Annotated in this window: 17 protein-coding genes, 1 tRNA gene and 1 pseudogene; 13 read left to right on the top strand and 6 right to left on the bottom strand. The window is 74.2% G+C overall.

The window, feature by feature from the left end; genetic code table 11:
• A pseudogene (locus BLW04_RS18720) lies at positions 1 to 291 on the bottom strand (ISAzo13 family transposase); the annotation flags it as partial.
• 73 nt (positions 292 to 364) lie between these two features.
• On the opposite strand from BLW04_RS18720, the gene BLW04_RS18725 reads away from it, so the two are divergent.
• The 8 genes from BLW04_RS18725 to BLW04_RS18760 all read left to right on the top strand — a co-directional run bounded on the left by BLW04_RS18725 (position 365) and on the right by BLW04_RS18760 (position 12,635).
• Complete coding sequence (locus BLW04_RS18725; protein ID WP_091544795.1) at positions 365 to 583, top strand: hypothetical protein; 219 nt, start codon at positions 365 to 367, stop codon at positions 581 to 583.
• Positions 580 to 852: a hypothetical protein gene (locus tag BLW04_RS18730; protein ID WP_091544797.1), complete on the top strand. Its 273-nt coding sequence runs from the start codon at positions 580 to 582 to the stop codon at positions 850 to 852. The genes BLW04_RS18725 and BLW04_RS18730 overlap by 4 nt, the downstream gene beginning before the upstream one ends.
• A 33-nt stretch (positions 853 to 885) precedes the next feature.
• Positions 886 to 2,571 carry a tail fiber domain-containing protein gene (locus BLW04_RS18735; protein ID WP_091544799.1) on the top strand — a complete coding sequence of 562 codons (1,686 nt, stop codon included), beginning with the start codon at positions 886 to 888 and terminating at the stop codon, positions 2,569 to 2,571.
• 7 nt (positions 2,572 to 2,578) lie between these two features.
• Positions 2,579 to 2,962, top strand: a complete 384-nt coding sequence (locus BLW04_RS18740; RefSeq protein ID WP_139306904.1) for a hypothetical protein — start codon at positions 2,579 to 2,581, stop codon at positions 2,960 to 2,962.
• Positions 2,959 to 4,314 (top strand): lanthionine synthetase C family protein, encoded by a 1,356-nt coding sequence (locus BLW04_RS18745; RefSeq protein ID WP_091544803.1) that lies wholly within the window; start codon positions 2,959 to 2,961, stop codon positions 4,312 to 4,314. Before BLW04_RS18740 ends, BLW04_RS18745 begins: the two co-directional genes overlap by 4 nt.
• Positions 4,311 to 7,520, top strand: coding sequence for a lantibiotic dehydratase (locus BLW04_RS18750; RefSeq protein WP_091544805.1), 3,210 nt, complete (start codon positions 4,311 to 4,313; stop codon positions 7,518 to 7,520). Before BLW04_RS18745 ends, BLW04_RS18750 begins: the two co-directional genes overlap by 4 nt.
• Positions 7,517 to 10,756: an eCIS core domain-containing protein gene (locus tag BLW04_RS27660; RefSeq protein ID WP_217631115.1), complete on the top strand. Its 3,240-nt coding sequence runs from the start codon at positions 7,517 to 7,519 to the stop codon at positions 10,754 to 10,756. Before BLW04_RS18750 ends, BLW04_RS27660 begins: the two co-directional genes overlap by 4 nt.
• A gap of 67 nt (positions 10,757 to 10,823) precedes the next feature.
• Positions 10,824 to 12,635 (top strand): eCIS core domain-containing protein, encoded by a 1,812-nt coding sequence (locus BLW04_RS18760; RefSeq protein WP_091544807.1) that lies wholly within the window; start codon positions 10,824 to 10,826, stop codon positions 12,633 to 12,635.
• Between the two features lie 216 nt (positions 12,636 to 12,851).
• On the opposite strand, the gene BLW04_RS18765 is transcribed toward BLW04_RS18760, so the two are convergent.
• Entirely contained in the window at positions 12,852 to 13,370 is a 519-nt protein-coding gene (locus tag BLW04_RS18765; RefSeq protein WP_254781780.1) for a hypothetical protein, read from the bottom strand.
• Between the two features lie 512 nt (positions 13,371 to 13,882).
• Here BLW04_RS18765 and BLW04_RS18770 point away from each other — a divergent pair.
• Together BLW04_RS18770 and BLW04_RS18775 are read left to right on the top strand one after the other, a co-directional pair.
• The gene (locus tag BLW04_RS18770) at positions 13,883 to 15,487 is read left to right on the top strand and encodes a sensor histidine kinase (RefSeq protein WP_091544808.1); all 1,605 of its coding nucleotides are present in this window, start codon (positions 13,883 to 13,885) and stop codon (positions 15,485 to 15,487) included.
• The gene (locus BLW04_RS18775) at positions 15,484 to 16,254 is read left to right on the top strand and encodes a response regulator (RefSeq protein WP_091544811.1); all 771 of its coding nucleotides are present in this window, start codon (positions 15,484 to 15,486) and stop codon (positions 16,252 to 16,254) included. Before BLW04_RS18770 ends, BLW04_RS18775 begins: the two co-directional genes overlap by 4 nt.
• A gap of 24 nt (positions 16,255 to 16,278) precedes the next feature.
• On the opposite strand, the gene BLW04_RS18780 is transcribed toward BLW04_RS18775, so the two are convergent.
• Positions 16,279 to 16,363 (bottom strand) — tRNA-Leu (locus BLW04_RS18780).
• Positions 16,364 to 16,452: 89 nt separating this feature from the next.
• Here BLW04_RS18780 and BLW04_RS18785 point away from each other — a divergent pair.
• Both BLW04_RS18785 and BLW04_RS18790 read left to right on the top strand, forming a co-directional pair.
• Entirely contained in the window at positions 16,453 to 17,781 is a 1,329-nt protein-coding gene (locus BLW04_RS18785) for a M20/M25/M40 family metallo-hydrolase (protein WP_091544813.1), read from the top strand.
• A gap of 31 nt (positions 17,782 to 17,812) precedes the next feature.
• On the top strand, positions 17,813 to 18,628 hold the full coding sequence (locus BLW04_RS18790; protein WP_091544814.1) for an SDR family oxidoreductase: 816 nt from the start codon (positions 17,813 to 17,815) through the stop codon (positions 18,626 to 18,628).
• 7 nt (positions 18,629 to 18,635) lie between these two features.
• On the opposite strand, the gene BLW04_RS18795 is transcribed toward BLW04_RS18790, so the two are convergent.
• The 3 genes from BLW04_RS18795 to BLW04_RS18805 all read right to left on the bottom strand — a co-directional run bounded on the left by BLW04_RS18795 (position 18,636) and on the right by BLW04_RS18805 (position 20,136).
• Positions 18,636 to 19,724 (bottom strand): PP2C family protein-serine/threonine phosphatase, encoded by a 1,089-nt coding sequence (locus BLW04_RS18795; protein ID WP_254781781.1) that lies wholly within the window; start codon positions 19,722 to 19,724, stop codon positions 18,636 to 18,638.
• Positions 19,725 to 19,825: 101 nt separating this feature from the next.
• Positions 19,826 to 19,951 (bottom strand): ANTAR domain-containing protein, encoded by a 126-nt coding sequence (locus BLW04_RS18800; protein WP_139306905.1) that lies wholly within the window; start codon positions 19,949 to 19,951, stop codon positions 19,826 to 19,828.
• Complete coding sequence (locus tag BLW04_RS18805; RefSeq protein WP_091544818.1) at positions 19,951 to 20,136, bottom strand: hypothetical protein; 186 nt, start codon at positions 20,134 to 20,136, stop codon at positions 19,951 to 19,953. The genes BLW04_RS18800 and BLW04_RS18805 overlap by 1 nt, the downstream gene beginning before the upstream one ends.
• A gap of 138 nt (positions 20,137 to 20,274) precedes the next feature.
• On the opposite strand from BLW04_RS18805, the gene BLW04_RS18810 reads away from it, so the two are divergent.
• Complete coding sequence (locus BLW04_RS18810) at positions 20,275 to 21,231, top strand: NADPH:quinone oxidoreductase family protein (protein WP_091544820.1); 957 nt, start codon at positions 20,275 to 20,277, stop codon at positions 21,229 to 21,231.
• Positions 21,232 to 21,258 lie beyond the last annotated feature (27 nt).

The raw sequence follows: 21,258 nt of genomic DNA on the forward strand, positions 1-21,258 counted from the left end.
CAGCCGCTGCAGATCGGTGAGAAGCGTCGGGTCGGTCTCGGTCAACGGCCGGCGCCCGCCCCCGGGGCGACGCACCCGATCGGTCACCGGCGCGCCGCCGGTCAGCTCCGCCATCCCAGCGGTCACGGTCTCCGGGTGCAACCCGCTGGCGCGGGCCACCCGGGCGGTGCCGCCCCGGCCCAGCGAACGTGCCTCGGCCCCCGCCAGCAGCCGACGCTGCCGCTCGTTCAGGTGCGGAAACACGCTGGCGAACTTCTCGGCCAGTGCCTCATCGGACACACCGGTGGTCACCTCACCAAGCTTGACCCCCGAAGCCCAATCCTGGAGTTGATCCCTGCCGGGCCCTAAGGTCCGCGACCAGCAGATGGGGCGCATGGTGACCCTCGGCTCCTGGGCGTACTGCAAGGTGGACGCCGACGTGGCTCCGATCGAGGTCGGGGATCCCCTGACGACGAGTCCGACGCGGGGCCACGCGCAGAAGGCGACCGACCGGGCCCGTTCCCGCGGGGCGGTCATCGGCAAGGCCATGGCGCCGCTGGCCTCCGGCCGGGGAGTCGTCCCCGTCCTGGTGGGGCTGCAGTGAGCGCGGCGGGGGACGCCGACGTGCACGCGCGGATGTCGGCGCGGCTGGCCGAGCTGCACGAGGAGCTGCGGCGGGGCGAGGTGCAGCTGCGCGAGCTCGTGCAGCGGGAGACGGCCCTGCGGGAGTCGATGCTGCGGATCAGCGGCGCCGCCCAGGTGCTCGCGGAGCTGCTCGAGGACGCGGCGGCGCCCGACACCGCCGGGCCCGGGAACGGGGCGACGGCGGGGAGCGGGGCGGCCGACGTCCCCCGGGTCCTCACGGTCACCTAACGATGTGCGTCCCGGTGCGGTGATGGAGGAGCGATGAGCACGGACCTGGTGCGGACCCAGTACTGGAACCTCAACGGCGTCAACCGCACGCCGATCAGCGGCTCGACGGACAGAGCCGAGTCGCGGACCGACATGGAGCGGCACCTGCTGGCGGCGGACGCCGCGCGCAACACCGCGCTCTGCACGCCGGGTGTCGCCGCAGGTCTGCAGGTCTCCGGCACCGTCGGCGCCGCCGGTGTCACCGTGGCCCCGGGGACGGCGCTCGACGGCGCCGGACGCGTGGTCGTCCTCGCTGCCGGGGGGAGGGCCGTCGTCGACCCGCTGGCCGAGCCGGGCAGCGTGCAGGACATCCCTACCGTCCAGGTGACCGCGGCCGGGGTCGTGCTCGAGACCACGGGCCTGCAGGGCGGCGACCACCTGGTCACGGTGACCTGGCGGGAGACCGAGGAGAAGGACGCCGGCCTGCTGGTGCTGCGCCAGACGCCGTGGCTCCGCGTCGTGAAGCCGGCCACCTTCCTCGACGACGGCCTCCAGCTCCCGCTGGCCTCGGTGACGTTGACCGGCGACGGTGAGGTCGCCGGGCTGGTGGCGGGCGCCCGCCGGCTGGTGGGCAGCCGGGTGGGACGGCTCGAGCTAGGGGTACCGGTCACGGCTGCCGGGGTCTCGGCCGGGCAGTCCCCGGCGGTCGAGCTCGTGCCGCAGGAGGACGGTGGCGCCGACCTGAGGGTCCTGCCTGCCACGGGCCCGCCGCGCCAGGTCCTCTCGGTGTCCGGGAGCTCCGGCGACGTCCACCTGGGGGCGGCACTGAGCGTGACCGGGGACGTCACCGCGCGGCGCGACCTGACGGTCGTCGGCGGCGCCCTGATCACCGGGCCGCTGACCGTCAGCGGGCCAGGGGCGCCCACGCTGTCCGTGGACGGCGCGGTCGACCTGTCCTCGTCGATGACCACGGCGGGCGCGGCCGACTTCTCCTCGACGGTGACCGTCCACGGGGCGCTGACGGCGACGACCCAGGCGGTCTTCCAGGGTCCCGTCCACGCAGCGTCCGCGCTACGGGTGGACGGACCGTTCACGGCCGGCGGCGGTGCTCTCGACGCCCTCGCGGTGCACGGCAACGCAGTGGTCGGCGCGGGTGCGAACGGCTCGCTCCGGGTGCGGCACGTGGACGGCAAACAGGCCGGTGCGGACGGGTTCGACGGTCTCTTCCTCAACTGGGACAGCGGCACGACCGTCCACGTCGGCGGCGGGCAGCCGGCCGACCTGGAGGTGACGGGCAAGGCCACCGTCGCAGGGCCGCTCGGGGTGCGGACCACCGCCCCCGCGTTCGACCTGCACGTCAACGGCACCGCGTGCGCCGTGACGTTCTGCAACCCCTCCGATGCTCGGCTGAAGGCGAGGATCACCGAGCTCGACGACGTCGCCGGACGGCTGGCCCGCGTCCGGGCGGTGAGCTTCACCCTCCGGCATGAGGGCCGGGATGCCGGAGGTGCGCGTCGCGCCGGGGTGCTCGCCCAGGACGTGCAGGACGTCTTCCCCGAACTCGTCCTGCCGATGGGGGAGGACGGCCTCCTGGCGGTGGACTACGCCGGACTGGCCGGCGTCCTCGTAGGTGCGGTGAACGAGCTGCATGCCACCACCCAGGCCCTGGGTCGCCGCCTGGAGGAGCTGGTGTGCGCGCCGGGGCCGGACACCGGAGGTCAGGATGCTCACCAGCTCTGACGGTGCCGTGAGCGGCGCCGTCCGGCTCGAGGTGCTCGGTGACGCGGGGCCGGCCGACGACTTCGACCTGGACCTGCGATGGGGTGAGCTGACGTCCGGCGACGGGGTCGAGCTGTACCTGCCGACCGGGCGCGACGTCCCCGGGGAGACGTGCGACACGCACAACCCGACCTGCCCGGACACCTGCCATGCCACGTGCCCGGCGACCTGCGTCAACACCTGCCCCGACACGTGCCGGAACACCTGCGCAAACACCTGCCGGAACACCTGCGGGAACACCTGCCGCGTCACCTGCGCGAACACCTGCGCGCACACCTGTCGTGACGACTTCTGCCAGACCAACGCGCAGACCCACTGCTTCACCTGCCGCTCCGGCTGCCGCGAGCCATGACCGCGACCACCGTGCCGGTTCGCGACGTGGGCGGCCCGCCCCACCCGGCGACCCGGGTCGCCGTCGAGATCGCTCGGCGCTGTGCGGACCCGAAGACGCTGGGCCGCGCGGTCGTCGCGCATGCCCGGCAGTCGCGGTACGCCGCGCAGCTCCCGTGGCGCCCGGCGTCCCTGGCCCAGGGTCACGCCGGCACGGCGGTGCTCTGTGCCGAGCTGGACCGCAGGGAGCCAGGGGCGGGCTGGGACCGCCTCGGGCACCTGCACCTGCAGACCGCGGTGGGAGCGGCCGGACCGCACGACGTCTCGCTGTTCTCCGGGCTCGCCGGCGTCGGGTCAGCCGCGCTCCTCCTGGCCGCGGGTCGGCCGCGCTACGGCCGGCTTCTCGGGCAGGTGGACGCGGCCCTGGAGGAGCCGGTGCGGTCGGCGGCGGAACGGTTGACCACGGTGCGGGGGTGCGCGGCCGGCGACCTCGACCTCGTGTCCGGGCTGACCGGTGTCGGCGCGTACCTGCTCACCCGACGGCTGTCACCGGGTGACGCAGCCGGCCGCTCCGGATCGGCGGCCGGCAGCCTCGAGGTCGTCCTCTCCGTCCTGGCGCGGCTGCTGTCGGCCGCGGACGACCCCCGCCCGTGGCACACGCCCGCCTCCCTCGCTGCCGGCAGCCTGCGGAAGGTCCACCCCTCGGGCCACCACAACTGCGGCCTGGCGCACGGCGTACCCGGACCGCTGGGGCTGCTGGCGCTGGCCATGACCGCGGGCCTGCCGGTGCCGGATGGAGAGCAGGCGCTGCAGAGCACGGCGGGCTGGCTGGTCGAGCACCGGCTCGACACCTCGGACGGCCCCGACTGGCCGGACGCCGTCCCGCTGGCGCCGGTCCTCGGCCCCGTTCCCGACCCGTGCTCGGCGGGCCGCGCCGCGTGGTGCTACGGCGCGCCCGGAGTGGCGCGGAGCCTGTGGCTGGCCGGCGCCGCGGCCGGTGAGCGGCGGTGGCAGCTGCTGGCCGGCCGGGCCGTCCGGGCGATCGCAGCACGTCCCCCCGACCGCTGGCTGCTGTCCACGCCGACCTTCTGCCACGGCTCGGCCGGGCTGCTGCAGGTCCTCCACCGGTTCGCCGAGGACCTGCCGGATCCCGACGTGGCCGCCACGACGCGTTCGATGTCCGCCGAGCTGGCCGCGCGCTTCGACGCGGCCACCGTGCTGGGGGTCAGGAGCGTCGAGCCGGACGGCGTCCTCGTGGACCATCCGGGCCTGCTCGACGGCGCCCCGGGGGTCGCGCTGGCGTTGCTCGGACCACGGCAGGACGACGTCGGCGCGGCCGGGCCGTCCTGGGACAGGGTGTTCCTGCTGTCATGACCCGCAGCCCGGCGACCACTCCGCTGTACCGCCCGCTGGACGGTGTGGTGGTCCGCGCGCCGCTGCTGCCCGCGTCGGTCTTCGCGGCGTCCGGCGCGGAACTGGACCGGTGGGTCGCCGACCCGGAGTTCCGCTTCGCGGTCACGGTGGCATCGGCGGACCTGACCGCGGCCGTCGACCGCCCGATGGGTGCCGCACCCGCCGCGCGGGCGGCGCTGCAGCGTTACCTCATCCGGGCGGCGACCCGGCCGACGCCGTTCGGTGGCTTCGCCGCCGTCGGCCTGGCCCGCTGGGCCGACTGCACCGACCTGGCCGTGGGTGCCGGTCGCCGGCGGACCCGGACCCGCCCGGACCTCGGCTGGCTGACCGGGCTCGCCCTGCAGCTGTCGGCCGATCCCGCGTTGCGCCCCCGGCTGCGGCTGTACGCCAACCGCTGCGTGTTCGAGCACGAGGGTCGATACCACCTCACCGATCCCGGTACCGGTGGCGTGCGGAACGGTCCCGACGTCTCGGTCCGGGCGACGCCGGTCGTCCGGCGCGTCCTGGCGCTGGCCCGCGCCCCGATCGGACGGGAGGAGCTGCGGCGTGCGGTCGCGACCTCCCACCCGGGGGCAGGGGACGGCAGGGCCGACGAGGTGCTGGACCTGCTGGCCGAGCGCCAGTTCCTGCTGCCGGAGGTGCTGCCCACCCTGACCGGGGACCCGCTGGCCTGGGTCGGCGCGGCGGTCGAACGCGCGCTCGGCACCCCGCCGTCCCCGGCCGCGGCACCTCCCGACCCGGCCGGCGCGTGGTGCACCCGCCTGCGGGCGGTCGCCGATGAATGTCATCGGGTGGACACCGCCGAGCCAGCCGAGGCAGCGGCTGCCCTCACCGGGTTGTCCCGGCGGCTGGCGACCGTCGCGGACGACGGCCCACGCCCACCGGACCAGGAACCGGACCCCGAGGCCGGCGCGCACCTGCAGGTCGACTCGGCGCTCACCTTCGACGGGTCGGGGCTGGCCCGGTCCGTCGCCGTGGACGCCGCCACCGCCGTGGACCTGCTGTTCCGGCTGCACCCCGATCCGCTGGCGGACCCGCTGGCCGGCTACCGGTCGGCGTTCCACCAGCGGTACGGCGAGCGCCGGGTCGGCCTGCTGGAGCTGCTCGACCCCCGGTTCGGCCTCGGGCCGCCGAGCGGGTACGTGGGCGCGGCCGGGGACCACGGCCGTTCCGGGGAGCGGACGGCTGCCCTGCAGGAGCTCGTCGCGGAGTCGATCCGGACCGGGTGCGCCGGGGTCGAGCTCGACGACGCGCTCGTCGATCGGTTGTCCATGTGGACCCCGGCTCCCGCGGCCCTGCCGCCGTCCGTGGAGCTCAGCGCCTTCCTGGCGGCGAGCAGCCGTCGGGCTCTCGACCTCGGTCGCTATCTTCTGGTCGTCGGGCCCAATCTCGGCGCCCAGGCGGCCGGGCGCGGCCTGGGGCGGTTCGCCGACCTGCTCGGCCCGTGCGCCACGGGGCTCCTGACCGCCGCCGCGGACGCCGAGCAGGCGGTGACCGGGGCGGCGGGACCGACCGCCCCGGTCGTGGCGGAGCTGGTGTACCGGCCGCTGCGGGCCCGGTCGGCGAACGTGGCCGTGCGCCCCGTGGTGCGGTGCCACGAGCTCCCGGTCGGCGTCGCGCCGACCCTCCCGCCCGACCGGGTGGTCGGGGTGGACGAGGTGTCGGTCGCCGTCCAGGACGGGCGATTCCGGCTGTGGTGGGACCGCGAGGACCGGCCGCTGGTCCTCGCGGAGGGCCACATGCTCAACCCCGCCGGAGCGCCACCCCTGTGCCGGTCCATGCTCGAGCTGTCCGGCGACGGGACGACCTGGCTGTCCCCGTTCGACTGGGGACCACTGGCCGGGATGCCGTTCCTGCCCCGCGTCCGCCGCGGACGCGTGGTGCTCTCCCCGGCCCAGTGGCGGCTCGGGCCCCCGACCGCCGGGGCTGCCGGGACGACGTCATCGGAGCCGTCCGCGTGGATCGAGCACTGGCGGGAGCGGTGGCACGTACCGCGGCTGGTCCATCTCACCAGCGCCGACAACCGGCTGCTGCTCGACCTCGACGACCCCGGGCACCGGGCGCACCTGGTCGCCGCGGTCCGCGCTGCCGGTCGCCGTCCGGTGTACCTGCAGGAGGGGCTGCCCGCCCCCGAGGACGCCTGGCTCCCCGGCCCCCGGGGCCGGCACGTCGTCGAGCTGGTGGTGCCGCTGGTCCGCACAGCGGCGCGCCCGGGCCCCCCGTCACCTCCGGTGCCCTCAGCGATCCGGCACCCGGCCGGCGCGCGGCGTCGCCCGCCCGGGTCGGAGTGGCTCTACCTGGTCCTGGAGGGACCGCGCCGGACGGAGGACGCCCTGCTGACCGGGCCCCTCGGCGCTCTCGCGCAGGGCCTCGTCGACCGGGGGGACGCCGACGGCTGGTTCTTCGTCCGCTACGCAGATCCCGCGCCCCAGCTGCGACTGCGCCTGCACGGCCAGGGGGAGGCGCTCGTCGACCGAGCACTGCCGGAGCTGACGCGGTGGGCCGTGACGGCCATCGGCTCCGGTGTGCGCACGCGGCTGACGGTGGAGCCGTACGACCGCGAGCTCGAGAGGTACGGCGGGCCGGAGACCACGGCGATCTGCGAGCGTCTCGCGTGCGCCGACAGCACCGCCGTCCGGGGGCTGCTCACGGTGCTCGCCGGCCCGGCGCCCGCAGCGCCCGACCCGTTGGAACTCGCGTTGGTGTCCTTCGCCGACCTGCTGGGCTGTCTGACCGGCGCGAACGCCGCCGCGGCAACCCGCTGGGCCAGAGAGCTGGCGGCCGGCACGAGCGCGGCCGGACCGCTGTTCCGGCGCGGGAAGGACCGGCTGCGCGCCCTGCTCGGGGCCGTCGACGACGGCGCCTGGGCGGTGGCGGGAGAGCCGTGGGACCGCATCGGTGCCTCGGTGGGCACGGTCCTCACCCGGCGACGGGAGTCGGCGCGGCCGCTCGTCACGGCGCTGGCGGGGTGCGCAGCCGGCGGCAGCGGAACGCGGTCCGTCGAGCAGATGGCCGGTGACGTCCTGCACCTGCACGCCAACCGGCTCGGGCTGGACCGATCGCAGGAGCAGTGCGTCCTGGGACTGCTCGACCGCACGCTGCGCTCGCTGACCGCCTTCCCGCGGCCGGCCACCGCGGGCACGGAGCAGCCGGGAGGTCCGCCATGACCGCCCACCAGCGGGAGCGGGTGCCGTCGGTGTCCGCCGCCGCACCGACCCGGGGACGTCCTGGCCGCGAGCCGGCTCGTCCCGGCCCGAACCTGCCGCCGGTGCTGGACCTGCAGGCCCGGATCGGCAACCGGGCGACCACCCGGCTCGTGCCCGTGCTGTCGGCCGCACCGATGCTGCCGGGTGCGGCGCTCGTGCAGCGGTGCGGAGGCCGGGAACCCTGCGGCTGTCACGACGAGGAGGAGAACGCGACGGCGCTGCAGCCCCGGCTGCGGATCGGACCGGCTGGCGACCGGTACGAGCAGGAGGCCGAGCGGATGTCGGCCGCGGTGCTGGGGGCGCCGCCCACCAGCGATGCCCGACCGCGGCCCGGACCCGCGCTGGTCGATCAGCTGCAGCGGTCGCTGGACCCGGCGGACGAGACCGGACCGGGGTTCGATGCCGACCTGGAGCCAGCGGTCGACGTGGCGTCAGAGGTCGACACACCGCCCGACGTCGACCGCGTCGAGGACGTCGAGGACGTCGGGGAGGTCGAGGACGAGGTCGGCGGGGATGCTGGCGGGGACGACGGGGACGACGCTGGTGGCGACGCGGAGCTCCGCTCCGCCGGCGCGGGGACGCCGGCCGGTCCCGCTGTCGAGCGGCCCGGCCCGGTAGAACTGCGGCGGCACCCGGCCGCACCGGCGCCGCAGAGCTCCGGGGCGGACGTGCAGGGTTACGTGGCCGGACTCGGGCGCGGCGGCCACGCACTGCCGGCCGGCACCCGCGGGGAGCTCGAGCCACTGTTCCGGTACGACTTGTCCGACGTGCGGGTGCACGACGACCCGGCGGCCGCGCGCGCGGCACAGGCGGTCGGAGCGCTGGCCTTCACGGTCGGCCGGCACGTCGTCTTCGCCGCCGGTCAGTACGCCCCCGCCACCCGCACCGGCCGGGCCCTGCTCGCCCACGAACTGACCCACGTCGTCCAGCAGTCCGGGTCGCGTGGGGCACCGCCCGGGATCCAGCGAGCCCGCTGGGGCCCGTGCCCGCCGGGGCAGTCGCTCCCGGCGCACCACCCCTTCCGGTACACGGCTGCCGAGCTGACCATGCTCGCCTACTACCGCGCGGTCGGCGGCAGTTCGTGCTGGTCGAGCAACGTCGAGAAGTTCTGGGAGATGTCGTGCACCGGGCCGGCCGGACGGCGCATCCGGCAGTTCGCCCGGAACTTCCGCAGCGGCAAGGGCAGCCAGAACCGCCGGATCGGCGCGGATCCGGGGAAGGTTGCCGCTCCCGGGAGGGGCGAAGGCGCCCTGGACGCCATCGCCGGCGGCGAGGCAGCGATGACCGCGGTCGCGGCCTTCGTCCAGCCGGACATCATCGACTTCCAGCACCGCGAGATCTACGACGTCACCACGGCCAAGCAGGCCGGGGCCAAGGTGGCGAAGGTCCATGGCTACGCCGTGCTGGCCTCGCGGATCACGGGTGAGCACTGGACGCCGGGTACCCGGCTGCAGAGCAGGCCGATGCCACCGCCGTACCGCTTCATGCCCGGCGAGACCATCTGCTTCGGGCCGACCGACCTGGCCGCCCGACCGGGCGTGCTGGCCTACGAGGTGATCGGTTCCGGGAAGAAGAAGTCGAAGAAGAAGGCGAGGGGGAAGAAGCAAAGGGCGAAGCCGACCAAGAAGGGCCCGAAGAAGACCGGGCCGAAGAAGACGGCGCCGAAGAAGACCGCCTCGAAGAAGACCGCCTCGAAGAAGACCGCCTCGAAGAAGCCGGATGCGAAGAAGCCCGATGCGCAGACCCCGCCGAAGACGCTGCCCGTCGGCGGAGCGAACATCGGTTTCGGCATCAGCATCGGGAGCACCGGGGGAGGGTCGGCGAACGCCGGAGTCGGGATCTCGATCTTGTCCCGCGGTGCCAGCTACGGCACCGTGAGCGCGGGCGTCGTCTACGACTCGACCGGCTACGCCGTCGGCACGGTGGGCGTCGGGGCCGGGGCCGGCAACACCGGGGCGGCGGCCCTGAGCGCGGGGGCCGGGGCCGCCAAGGACACGACGTCGGCCGGTGTGGCGACCGCCGGTGCGGGGACGAGTTCGGGGAGCACCAGCGTCGCGGCCGCGAGCGCCGGCGCCGGGACCAGCAAGGACGACACCACAGCCGGCGTCGCGGTGGCCGGGAAGGGGTCGAGCGAGGGCAACCTCGGTGCGGCGGCCGGGACCAGCGGTTCGGGGCGGAGCGAGGGCAACGTGACCGCCGTGGCCGGCGGCTCCGGGGGCACTGGCGGCTCCGGTCAGATCGGGGCGTCGTCCGCTGCGGGGACCGCCGCCGGGGAGACGTCCGCCGGGGGGACCGCCGCTGCGGGGACGTCCGCGCCGGGGGCGTCCGCCGAGGGGACCACCGCTGAGGGGACCCGGCGTCCGGACGGCGGGTCCGGGGCAGGTCAGGGCGCAGGTGCTGCGGGTGCGCACGGTCTGGGGATCCCGGGGTCGTCGCCGGCGGACGCCGATCGGGCCGTCGACGAGGCCGCCGCGATGGAGCGGTTGCTGCGGAGCGCTTCGCCGGCTCAGCGGGCCTTCTTCACCGCCCTGATCCGCAAGACCCAGGGCGGCAGTTTCGTCGTCCCCGGATCCCAGTGGGTGCAGCTGATGCTGACCGCGACCACGGACGTGTCCCAGGAGGACCTCGCCTACCTCATCACCCTGGACTGGCACCCCGGCCAGGTCACCGCCGAGCAGTTGCGGCAGCAGGTCCGGCAGGCCCTCGCGCGACGGACCTCCGGGGCCCCACCCGGGCTGCCCGCCGATGCGGGGTCCGGTGACCGCGTCGCGGCCCACGTGAAGCCGCCGACCGCACCGGTGGCGGGCAAGGCCGCACCGACGCCTGAGGCAGGGAGAACCGGGACTCGAGACGCGAAGGACGAGCCGGGGGAGCCGGGGGAGTCGCAGCAGGAGCGGATCGAGCGCCTTGCCCACCGCGCGCGTGACCACGGACCGTCCGCCGGTCAGGACGTGCTCCTCTACTCGAAGTCCGCGAAGCCGGGTCAGCAGATCGACGCCACGGTCTACCTGCATCTCCAGGTCCCCGGCACCGGGGCCATCCTCTGGTGGACGGCAGACGTGCACGGCACGCTCACGGGCCGTGGCGACGCGAGCGGGTTCCAGGTGGCCAGTGGCACCGAGCTGGTCAGCGCCGGAGGCGACGTCCTCCGCGTGGGATGGTGGGGCCAGCTCAACCCGCTCCGGTTCCGACCGTGACCGGGGCTCCGGCCACGTACGTGGATCAGCCCGTGACCCAGGGATCCCCTCGAAGGGGAGGCTCCACATGAACGCCGTGGCACTGCTCGTCCGGGACGGGGAGCGACGGGCCGGCCCGCTCCGGCCGGCACCCGAGAACGCCCAGCGTCGCCAGCCGCGGCCGCGGGCACTGGACCTGCAGCAGACGGTCGGGAACCAGGCCGTCCGGGGGCTGGTCCAGCCCACGAGAGGTGCCGCGGCCGGCCAGGGGGCGGCGGGGGGTGCGCCGCTCGACGGGGCGACACGGGCGATGATGGAGGCGAGCTTCAACCAGGACCTCAGCGGTGTGCGGGTCCGACAGGACGTCTCCGCAGCTGCCACCGCCCGCCAGCTAGGCGCGCGCGCCTTCACCATCGGTGAACAGGTGCACCTGGGGCAGGACGTGCCCCCACTGGAGACGACGGCCGGCCGTTCGACGCTGGCGCATGAACTCGCCCACGTCCTGCAGCAGCGCCGCGGGGGACTCGAGCCGGCCGCCGACCCCGGCAGCGCCGCCGAGCGCGAGGCCGAAGCGGCCGGAGCCTCGGTGCTCGAGGGCGGTGGTCCGGGGCCCATCGCGCAGGGCACGGCGGTGGGGGTGGCACGGCAGCCCACCGACCCGCGGCACGTGCGCGGGTACGCCGGCGAGCAGGGCATGGGCTTCGAGCTCTACCCACAGAAGGAAGGATGGATCTTCTTCGAGGGGCCGAGCGGCTCGGCCGGCCACCAGACGACCAACCCGGGCTTCGACGGGGTCGTCTACAACACCCGGACCCGTGAGCTGCACCTCGTGGACAACAAGTCCTACAAGGCCACCGGGAACGTGCGCTCGGCAACGGCGATCGACCCGGCCAAGAACCTCGCCCAGAACGTGGACGACCTCATCCTGCGAGTGGAATCGGCCCGCGACGTGGAGGGCCGAATTCTGGTGCTCGGCCTGCTGCGGCGGACCAGGGCGGCCCTGGCAGCAGGCGGCCCTGTTCCAGGGGAGGTCCACCTGGTGGTCACCAGCGTCGGTGGCCGGACCTCGGACGTGTCGAAGGCCCTCTGGGGCCGGGGCGTCGAGCACCGGCCGCCGAAGCCCTCGACACCGTCCCCGGCATCCCCGCCGAGCCCCACCACGGGTACGCCACCGACCACGACCACATCAGCCGCGGGCGGAGCTGCCCCGGGAGCGGAAACCGCCGCGCACTCCAGCCCGACCACGTCCGGGGCGCACGTCCAGGCGCCCGAGCCGCACTCGCCGCAGGTCCCGCACTCGCCGCAGGTCCCGCACTCGCCGCAGGTCCCGCACTCGCCGCACGTCCCGCACTCGCCGCAGGTCCCGCACTCGCCGCACGTCCCGCACTCGCCGCACGTGCCGCGATCCCCGAAGATCCGCGGCGGACTGCTCATCGGCGTGGTGATCGCCGGGGTGACCTACTTCGTCACGGACGACGCCTACGCCGCCGGGCAGACGCTAAACCCGACGGCCAGTACGACGGACGCCGTGCGGAGCGGGGGCTCCGGCCTGGACGTGACCGTGGGGATTGCGAGGGACCTGGTCAGCCTCACCCCGCCCGGCGCGATTGCGTTCCTGGTCTGGGACCTGGGCCAGCCACGCGGAGAGTTCCGCTACGACCAGGAACTCTACGACCGGGCGGTGCGGGAGGGCCGCAACCCGTTCTGTGCTCAGTGCCACGGGCCCGGCGGTGCACTCGATCCGAACAGCAGGTGGAACCGACGGTCCGCGTTCGACCTGTCGACCCAGCTCGGGGGAGTCCGCCAGGTGCGGTGGACCACCCTGTCCCCGGACGAGCAGGCAGAGGTCAGCCGGTTCCTCGGCGCTCCGCCGTCCGTGGCCGCCGGCAGCAAGCCATGACAGCGGCCGTGTGACGGCGGGCTGACGGGTCGTTGACGCGGCGCCCCGGACCCCGTCCGGGTCGGACAAGCCACGACGGTCCGACGGTGCCGGCCCGACCGGGACGGCCCCTCGTTCTGCCGGATGACACCGTGGTGACGACTGGCCCAGCCGGCACCACCTCCACGTGGAGCGCCGAGGATCCGCCTGATGGTCAGGTCGGATCCAGGGTCGAGGTCATTGCCCGGTGTCAGCTTTGTCCGGGCCTCGTCCCTCACTCTCGGGCCGCCGTTCCGCAGCATGCGCGTCCACGCGCTCGAGGCGCTGACGGATTGCCGCGACGTTGAGCGCCAGGTCCTCGAGCGCCTCGACGGCCCGCGTCGCCAGCGCGAACGTGAGGTTCTCCCGCTGCTCCCCGGAGCTGGGCTCTCGGTGGCCGTGCGGGGTCTGGGCGCGCTCGCCCAGTCGACGCGTCACCTCCCCCCACGGGTCGTCACTGCTCCGCAGATCGCCGAACAGCTCGCGCAGCATCCGCTGCGCCCGCTCCAGGAACTCGGCCGGATCAGGCCCGTTGGTCGCCATCCGTTTCCCCTCTCTGATCATGTCGAGCATCTCGCACGGATAGGGAGATGGCCGGTTGACGAGGCCCGGTGAGCGGCCGGAGTTGCGCGCGGCCGTCAGTCCAACGGTCATCCACCACTCGGCACCGACACGAGGGTCTACCCCAGCGGGAACCTCCTCCGCGATCTCGCGCACCCCCATCCTCCGCCGAGGTGGCGTGCTCGTCACTGGCACGCCACTGGCACGCCGCCGGGAGGCCGATGGGTCGGCGGGCCAGTCGGCCTTGGCGGCCATCGTCGCGGTCCTCGGTGTCCGGTTTCGCGGCCAGAAGCAGGATGGTGACCCGGGGTCGACAAGCGGGTGCGTGGCGCTTGGGTCCAGGTGCAGCCGGGCGTCGGGGGCCAGGGTCACGGCTGGGATCGGACCGGTACTGCCCGTCTCGGGCCAGGGCGGGTCAACCCGTGGTCAGAGGCCCACAGCGATGATGGGGAATCGGCGGGAGACGGGTAGTCCTGTGACGCGTCGGATTCCCCGGTAAGTGGGCGTGAGTTTGGGTGTGCGACGGGAGACGCGCTACATGCGCACACGCCGGCGAAGCGCGACCGCTTCCGTTGAGGAGCAGTCGCCCACGGCGTGGGTGTCGCTCGACCAGTCGGAGGACGAGCCGGGAGCCGTCGGCGAAACCCAGTCCTCGCTACGGTTCGCCCGTGTCCCGACGGTGGCTGTCCCTCGTCGCGGTGGTTGCGGTGGCTGCCGTGGGGATCGCCGCCGCCCTCGACGAGGCCGCCGGTCCGGCGGAGTGGATGTTCGGCAGCGTTCTCTGCCTGTCCGCCCTCGGCGGGCTGCACCTCGCGATCGGCGCCGCTCGGAGGGCCCTTGCGGAGCGGGGGCGCGATCGGCATCTGGCCGCAATGTCCCCTGATCACACCGTCCGTCAGGCGGTGCTGGCCGAGCGCGCCCGGCTGGCAGCCGACGTGCAGATGGTTATCCGCTCCGCCGTCCTCGGCATGGCCGATTCCGCCCGGCTGGCGGCGTGCACGTGGGAGCAGGACCCGGCGCCGGCCCTCGCGCCGGTGCAGGCCCAGGGGCAGACCGCCGTCCAGGAGTTGCGCAGGCTGCTCGGTCTGCTCCGTTCGGCCGCCGCAGAACCGGCACCGCCACCGGCGCCGCCCGCGCCTGCGGCGCACGGTCATCGCAGCGACCTGGCGCTGGCGCTCGGGACCGCGCTCCTGGCCGGGGTCGAGCAGTACGTGGCGGTGCGCCTGCCGGATGTCGGGCTGACCGCTGGCGACGAGTCCCTGCTGCTCGGCTGCGCCGCGGCCGCGGCGGTCGGGCTACGCCGTCGAGCTCCCGGCTGGGGAGCGCTGCTCTGCGGACTGCTGCCCCTCCTGTCCGTGGTGACGCAGCCGGTCCTCGTCGGTGTCGGATTGCTGGTCACCGCGAGCACCTTGATCTGGGCCGTTGTGCGCCGCGGCGGCCTTCTCGACGTCGGTGGCGGGGTGGTGCTCGTGGTCGGTGCCGCTGTCGCGACGGTCGCCGTGCTCCCGGAGAACCTGCCGGTCCTGCTCGTGGTCGTGGGCGCTGCCGCGGCGGGGGGTTCGGTGGCGCGAGCAGGAGATGAGTGGGCCCGGTCGTCCCGTCGCCTGGCCGACGATCGCGAGGCCTGGCTGCGGGCGGGCGCGGAGCGGGCGGTCCGGATTGAGCGGCTCGCGGTCGCGCGGGAGCTCCACGACGTCGTCTCGCACGCCGTCGGTCTCATGACGGTGCAGGCGGGCGCGGCGGCCGCCCAGCTCCCGTGCAATCGTCAGCGTGCCCGTGTCGCCCTCGACCGCGTCCTCGCCACCGCCGCCGACACGGTGGGGGAGCTCAGCCGGCTGCTCATTGCGGTCGAGGGCAGCCCGCTCGGCGGCGGCACGGTCCCCTCGGACCGCTACGGGCAGGCCCTGCGGGCGCTGGTCGACCGCATGGGTAGTGCGGGTCTGGACGTGCACCTGGACGCAGACGAGGTGCCGGCCGGGGACGCCGGCGCGGCAGTGCACCGCGTCGTGCAGGAGTCGCTGACCAACGCCCTGCGGCACAGCCCCGGCGCGCACGTCGTGGTGCGCGTCGACACCCGACCGGAAGTCGTCATCGTCGACATCGAAGACGACGGGCCAGGGCCCGGCCCGCAGGCGCCCTCCGGCTACGGCCTGGTCGGCATCGCCGAGCGAGTGCACCAGCTCGGCGGCGAGCTCAGCACCGGAACGCACGCCGGCGGATCCGGGTTCGCCGTCCACGTGCGCCTGCCGCTGACCGCTGGACAGCCGTCGTGAGCATCCGTGTCCTGCTCGTCGATGATCAGGACCTGATGCGCGAGGGGTTGTGCGCCATCCTCTCGGCCAACGACGACATCGAAGTTGTGGCCGAGGCCTCCAGTGGCCCGTTGGCCGTGGCCGCCGCCCGAGCGCTCGGCCCGGACGTGGTGCTGATGGACGTCGAGATGCCCGGCGGCGACGGGCTGACGGCGACGCGGGACGTCCTGGCGGGCTGCCCCGGCACCCGAGTGCTCATGCTGACGATGTTCGACCTCGATGAGTACGTTCTCACGGCTCTCCGTGCCGGAGCTTCGGGGTTCCTGCTGAAGACCACGCCCGCAGCCGCGCTCGTCGCGTCGGTGCGCGCCTGCGCGGCCGGAGACCTGCCGTTCTCCACCACCGTGACGCGGCGACTGGTGGAGTCCTTCGTGCACCAGCCCTCCGCCATGCCGCCGGGCACGCTTCCCGAGGCCTGCCGCGACCTGACCGACCGCGAGCTGGACGTGCTGCGTGCGCTGGCCCGCGGGCTGTCCAATGCGGAGATCGGCCACGAGCTCTTCCTGGCCGAGACGACCGTGAAGACCCACGTCACGCGGGTACTGGGCAAGCTGGGGCTCCGTGACCGGCTGCAGGCCGTCGTCTTCGCGTACGAGTCCGAGTTGGTCCGTCTCGGTAGCCGCGGACCCGCGTCGTTCACCCCACGGTCGTCCTCCGGCGGAGTTCCGGAGGAAGCAACGCTCCATCGGCCCCTCGGTGCCAGGGTCGATAGTGAGCACGGAGGCTGACCAGCAGAAACCGTGCCGAGACTGTGTCCGAGGGGGGACTTGAACCCCCACGCCCGATAAAGGGCACTAGCACCTCAAGCTAGCGCGTCTGCCATTCCGCCACCCGGACAAGGTGGGCACACCGCGAGGAGCGCCGTCGACGAGCATAACGGAGGGCACGCCGGGTCCGGGACAGGGCCCGATGGCAGGATCGACGGCATGTCGCAGCCCTCGCCCGCGCCTCTCGCCGGCGCCCAGCAGGAGGTCGCGGAGCTGCTCTCCGACCTCATCCGGATCGACACCACCAACACCGGCGACACCGCCACGAGCGCAGGCGAACGCAAAGCCGCCGAGTGGGTCGCCGGCAAGCTCGACGAGGTCGGCATCTCCAGCGTGATCCACGAGTCCGAGCCCGGCCGGGCCAACCTGGTCGCCCGCATCGAGGGCACCCACCGCGACCGCCCGGCGTTGCTCGTGCACGGCCACCTCGACGTCGTCCCGGCCGACCCCAGCGAGTGGAGCGTGCACCCCTTCAGCGGGGAGGAGCGCGACGGCTACGTCTGGGGTCGCGGCGCGGTCGACATGAAGGACATGGACGCAATGACCCTCGCGGTCGTCCGCGACTGGTCCCGCACCGGCGTCAAGCCCGACCGCGACATCGTGCTGGCCTTCGTCGCCGACGAGGAGGCCGGCGGCCGCAAGGGCGCCCACTTTATGGTCGACGAGCACCCCGACCTCTTCGAGGGCTGCACCGAGGCGATCAGCGAGGTCGGCGGCTTCAGCATCACCGTCCGCGACGACCTGCGCCTCTACCTCGTGCAGACCGCCGAGAAGGGCCTGGCCTGGATGCGCCTCACCGCGCAGGGCAAGCCCGGCCACGGCTCCTTCGTGCACGACGACAACGCCGTCACCCGCCTGGCCCATGCGGTCGCCCGGATCGGCAGCGCCCGGCTGCCCACCGTGCTCACCCCGCCCATGCGCCAGTTCCTCGACGCGGTCAGCGACGCCTACGGCATCGAGATCGACCCTGACTCACCCGAGGAGGCGCTCGCCCGGCTGGGCAGTATCAGCCGGATGATCGGCGCCGCCCTGCGCAACACGGTCAGCCCCACGATGCTCGAGGCCGGCTACAAGGCCAACGTCATCCCCGGCTCGGCCAGCGCCACCATCGACGGCCGCTTCCTCTACGGCCAGGAGGAGGCCTTCGAGTCCCAACTCGCCGAGTTGATCGGCGAGGGCGTCCGGCGCGAGTGGATCGTCCAGGACCAGGCCGTGGAGACCACCTTCGACGGTCCGCTGGTCGACCTCATGGTCGAAGCTCTCAAGGCCGAGGACGACGGAGCGCGCCCGGTCCCGTTCACCATGAGCGGCGGCACCGACGCCAAGAGTTTCGAGACCCTCGGCATGCGGTGCTTCGGCTTCTCCCCGCTCAAGCTGCCCGCCGACCTGGACTTCGCCTCACTGTTCCACGGCATTGACGAGCGGATCGCCGTCGACTCGCTGCACTTCGGCATCAGGGTGCTCGACCGGTTCCTACGGAAGGCCTGAGGGCCTGGTCCGGCTGTGGTGTGATCCAGGGGTGACCGACACCACTCTCGCCCCTGGATCACCCGCCCCCGGGAACGTCGCGCTGATCACCGGCGGGACCGGTGGCTTCGGCCGCGCCCTCGCCGGTCTGCTGCGTGAGCGCGACGTCACCGTGGTCCTCGCCGACCTCGACAGCGACCGGGCCCGGCAGACCGCCGCGGACCTCGGCGCGCACTTCGCTGTCCTGGACGTCACCGACCGGGCCGCCAACGCCGCCGTCGTCGCCCAGGTCGAGGCCGAGCACGGCCGGCTGGACGCCGCCTTCCTCAACGCCGGCATCGCCGGACAGTCCCGGCACGCCCTGGACGTCGACGAGTTCCTCAAGGTGATCGACGTCGACCTGTTCGGCGTCGTCTACGGCGCCGAGGCGGCCCTGCCCGCGCTGCGCCGGGCCGGCGGCGGCTCGATCGTGGTGACCGCCTCGCTGGCCGGGCTCTCCCCGATGGCCACCGACCCCGGCTACAGCGTGGCCAAGAGCGGCGCGGTGGCCTTCGTCCGGTCGATGGCGCCCAAGCTCGTCGCCGAGAACATCACCATCTCCGCCATCTGCCCCGGCTTCGCCGACACCGCGATCATCGATCCGCTGCGCGAGGAGTTCGAGGCCGCCGGCTTCCCGGTGCTGAGCGCCCGGGAGGTGGCCGAGGCCATGGTGGCCGCCTGGGCCGGGGCCGAGCCCGGTGCCGCCTACGTCGTCCAGCCCGGCATCGGCGCGGTCCCGTACCGCTTCCGCGGCGTCCCGGCTGCCAAGACGGCCAGTGGCGACACCGCCGCCGTCCCCGCTGCGCTGCGCCCGCCGTCCATGCGCTGAGTCGGCCTCAGGCGCCGTCGCCGACCCGGACGGCCAGGATGGCCACGTCGTCCTCGAAGGTGCCCGGCAGGTGGGCGAGCAACGTGTCGCACACCTGCTCGAGCGGCCGGCCGGCGAGGGCGGTGAGCTCCCGCACCAGCCAGGCGGTGCCCTCGTCGAGGGTCGAACTACGGCGCTCGACCAGGCCGTCGGTGTAGAGCACCACGGTGTCCCCGGGCTCCAGCCGCAGCGCGTGGTCGGTGCGGGGCACGTCGGCGGCGACCCCGAGCAGCAGGTTCGCCGGATGCTGCAGCACGGACGCGTCGCCGTCGGCGGAGACCAGCACCGGTGGCGGATGGCCGGCGTTGGACCAGCACAGCCGCACGGTCCCGTCCCGCAGGTCCGAGCGGAGGGTGGCCACCGTCACGGTGACCAGGGTGTCGACCTGCAGGCGGCGCAGGGCCCGGTCCAGCGAGCTGAGCACCGCGGCGGGTGACCCGACCACCGCGGAGGCGATGCCGCGGAGCACCCCACGCGTCTGGGCCATGGTCGCCGCGGCCGCCACGTCGTGCCCGGCGACGTCCCCGATCACCAGCATCGTCGAGTCGTCCGAAGTGGCGAACGCGTCGTACCAGTCACCGCCGACCCGAGCGTGCTGCACCGCCGGCACGTAGCGGGCGACCAGCTCCAGCCCGGCAACCCGCGGTGGGTCGGTGAGCAGGCTCCGCTGCAGAGCCTCGGCCATCTGGACGGCGCTCCGGGACGTCGCCGCTTCCACGCTCAGCCGGCGGACCAGCAGCTCCCGCCGCTGGCGCAACGTGCAGACCACCAGGGCGATTGCCCCGCCGAGGGCCACGCCGAACAGCCGGATGCCCTGGGCCGCCACGACGTCCGGCTGGTACTGACGGTCGTAGACGCCCAACAGCACCGCCGCCAGGAGAGCGAGGGCGGCGTACGCGGCGGTGGCCCGGCGGCCGACCGTGCTGGCGGCGACCAGCGGGGCGATCACCACCAGCCCGAGCACCACCTGCCCGGGCGGCCTGACGAGGTCGAGCACCATGAAGAAGGCGAGGACGCCGAGTGGCAGCCCATGGCGCGCCCGTAGCAGCCGGTCCACCGGTCGCCCTCTCGTCCGTCCGCTGTCTCTCACGTCCCGTGGGCGTCCCGGAACCCCCGGCAGCGTACCGGCGGCAGACCGGACGGCGTCCGAACCGACGCTCACGGTTCCATGCCGCCCCTGTGGACGACCTGCTCGGCCATCTCCCGCAGCGTGCGGTTGCTGCGCTGACCGATCCCGGTCAGGACGTCGGAGGCGGCGTCCTCGGTCATCGCGCGGCGGGCCATCACGGCAGGGTGAGCTGCCGGGCGGCCGGCGGCAGGTCATAGCGGATGGAGAAGTCCGGGCCGTACGGGCGGAAGAGGTCGTCCACCAGCAGCTCGACCAGCTGCTGTGACGACGCCCCGGCGGTCAGTTCCGCCGACAGCCGCCCCAGCGTGGCCAGCACGGGGATGTCGTAGAGGGGGTCCACGGTGCCTCGGTACGTGTTGCTGCAACGGCGGCTGCCCGACGCTCCAACTCACTCGGCTGCGCACAACTGACGATGCCTGCCGGGACATCCCGCGCCCCGAGTGACCCCGGTCACCACCGTTCTGGCAGGGTCGGGGGCATGCGTGCATGGCGTGTCCACTCCCTCGGCGACCCGGCCGAGGTCATGTCCCTCGACGAGGTCGATCAGCCGACGCCGGGAGAGCGGCAGGTGCTGGTCAAGGTGCGGGCCGCGGGCCTGAACTTCCCTGACGTGCTGATGGCCCAGGGGAAGTACCAGGAGCGCCCGCCGCTGCCGTTCACCCCCGGCGTCGAGCTGTGCGGTGAGATCGTGGGTACGGGTCAGCGGGTGCTCGGATCGCCGTCCGGCGGCCCGGGCGCCTTCGCCGAGTACGCGCTGATGGACGCCGACGCCGCGTGGCCGGTGCCCGACGGGATGTCCAACGAGCAGGCCGCCTCGCTGTACCTGACGTACCAGACCGGTTACGTCGGCCTGCACCGCCGGGCCGCGCTGCAGGCGGGGGAGTGGCTGCTGGTGCACGCCGGAGCGGGGGGCGTCGGGACGGCGGCGATCCAGCTCGGCAAGGCGGCCGGCGCCAAGGTCATCGCCACCGCGGGAGGTGCCCGCAAGACGGCGATCTGCACCGAGCTGGGCGCCGACCACGTCATCGACTACACCGCCGACGACTTCGTCCCGGTCGTCAAGGAGCTCACCGGCGGGCACGGCGCCGACGTCGTCTACGACCCGGTGGGCGGCGACGTGTTCGACGGCTCGCGCAGGTGCATCGCCTTCGAGGGGCGGCTGGTTGTCGTCGGCTTCACCAGCGGCCGCATTCCCTCAGCGCCGGCCAACCACGTGCTGGTGAAGAACTACAGCGTCGTGGGCCTGCACTGGGGGCTGTACCGCAAGCATGAACCGACGGTGTTCGGGATGGTGCACGACGAGCTGTGCCGGCTGTTCGCCGACGGCGCGATCAGCCCGCTGGTCGGTCAGGTGCTGCCACTGGACCAGGCCCCGCAGGCGATGGCCGCGATCGCCGACCGCGGCACGGTCGGCAAGGTCGTGCTGAAGCCCTGAAGGCCTCTTCCCGGGTCCCGCCCCGAG

Source organism: Modestobacter sp. DSM 44400 (assembly GCF_900107175.1).
GTDB lineage: Bacteria > Actinomycetota > Actinomycetes > Mycobacteriales > Geodermatophilaceae > Modestobacter.

Coding starts and splice junctions, on each gene's coding strand:
- BLW04_RS18810 (WP_091544820.1), top strand. CDS start 20,275: ATGCGTGCATGGCGTGTCCACTCCCTCGGCGACCCGGCCGAGGTCATG.
- BLW04_RS18750 (WP_091544805.1), top strand. CDS start 4,311: ATGACCCGCAGCCCGGCGACCACTCCGCTGTACCGCCCGCTGGACGGT.
- BLW04_RS18735 (WP_091544799.1), top strand. CDS start 886: ATGAGCACGGACCTGGTGCGGACCCAGTACTGGAACCTCAACGGCGTC.
- BLW04_RS18785 (WP_091544813.1), top strand. CDS start 16,453: ATGTCGCAGCCCTCGCCCGCGCCTCTCGCCGGCGCCCAGCAGGAGGTC.
- BLW04_RS18800 (WP_139306905.1), bottom strand. CDS start 19,951: ATGGCCCGCCGCGCGATGACCGAGGACGCCGCCTCCGACGTCCTGACC.
- BLW04_RS18745 (WP_091544803.1), top strand. CDS start 2,959: ATGACCGCGACCACCGTGCCGGTTCGCGACGTGGGCGGCCCGCCCCAC.
- BLW04_RS18760 (WP_091544807.1), top strand. CDS start 10,824: ATGAACGCCGTGGCACTGCTCGTCCGGGACGGGGAGCGACGGGCCGGC.
- BLW04_RS27660 (WP_217631115.1), top strand. CDS start 7,517: ATGACCGCCCACCAGCGGGAGCGGGTGCCGTCGGTGTCCGCCGCCGCA.
- BLW04_RS18725 (WP_091544795.1), top strand. CDS start 365: ATGGGGCGCATGGTGACCCTCGGCTCCTGGGCGTACTGCAAGGTGGAC.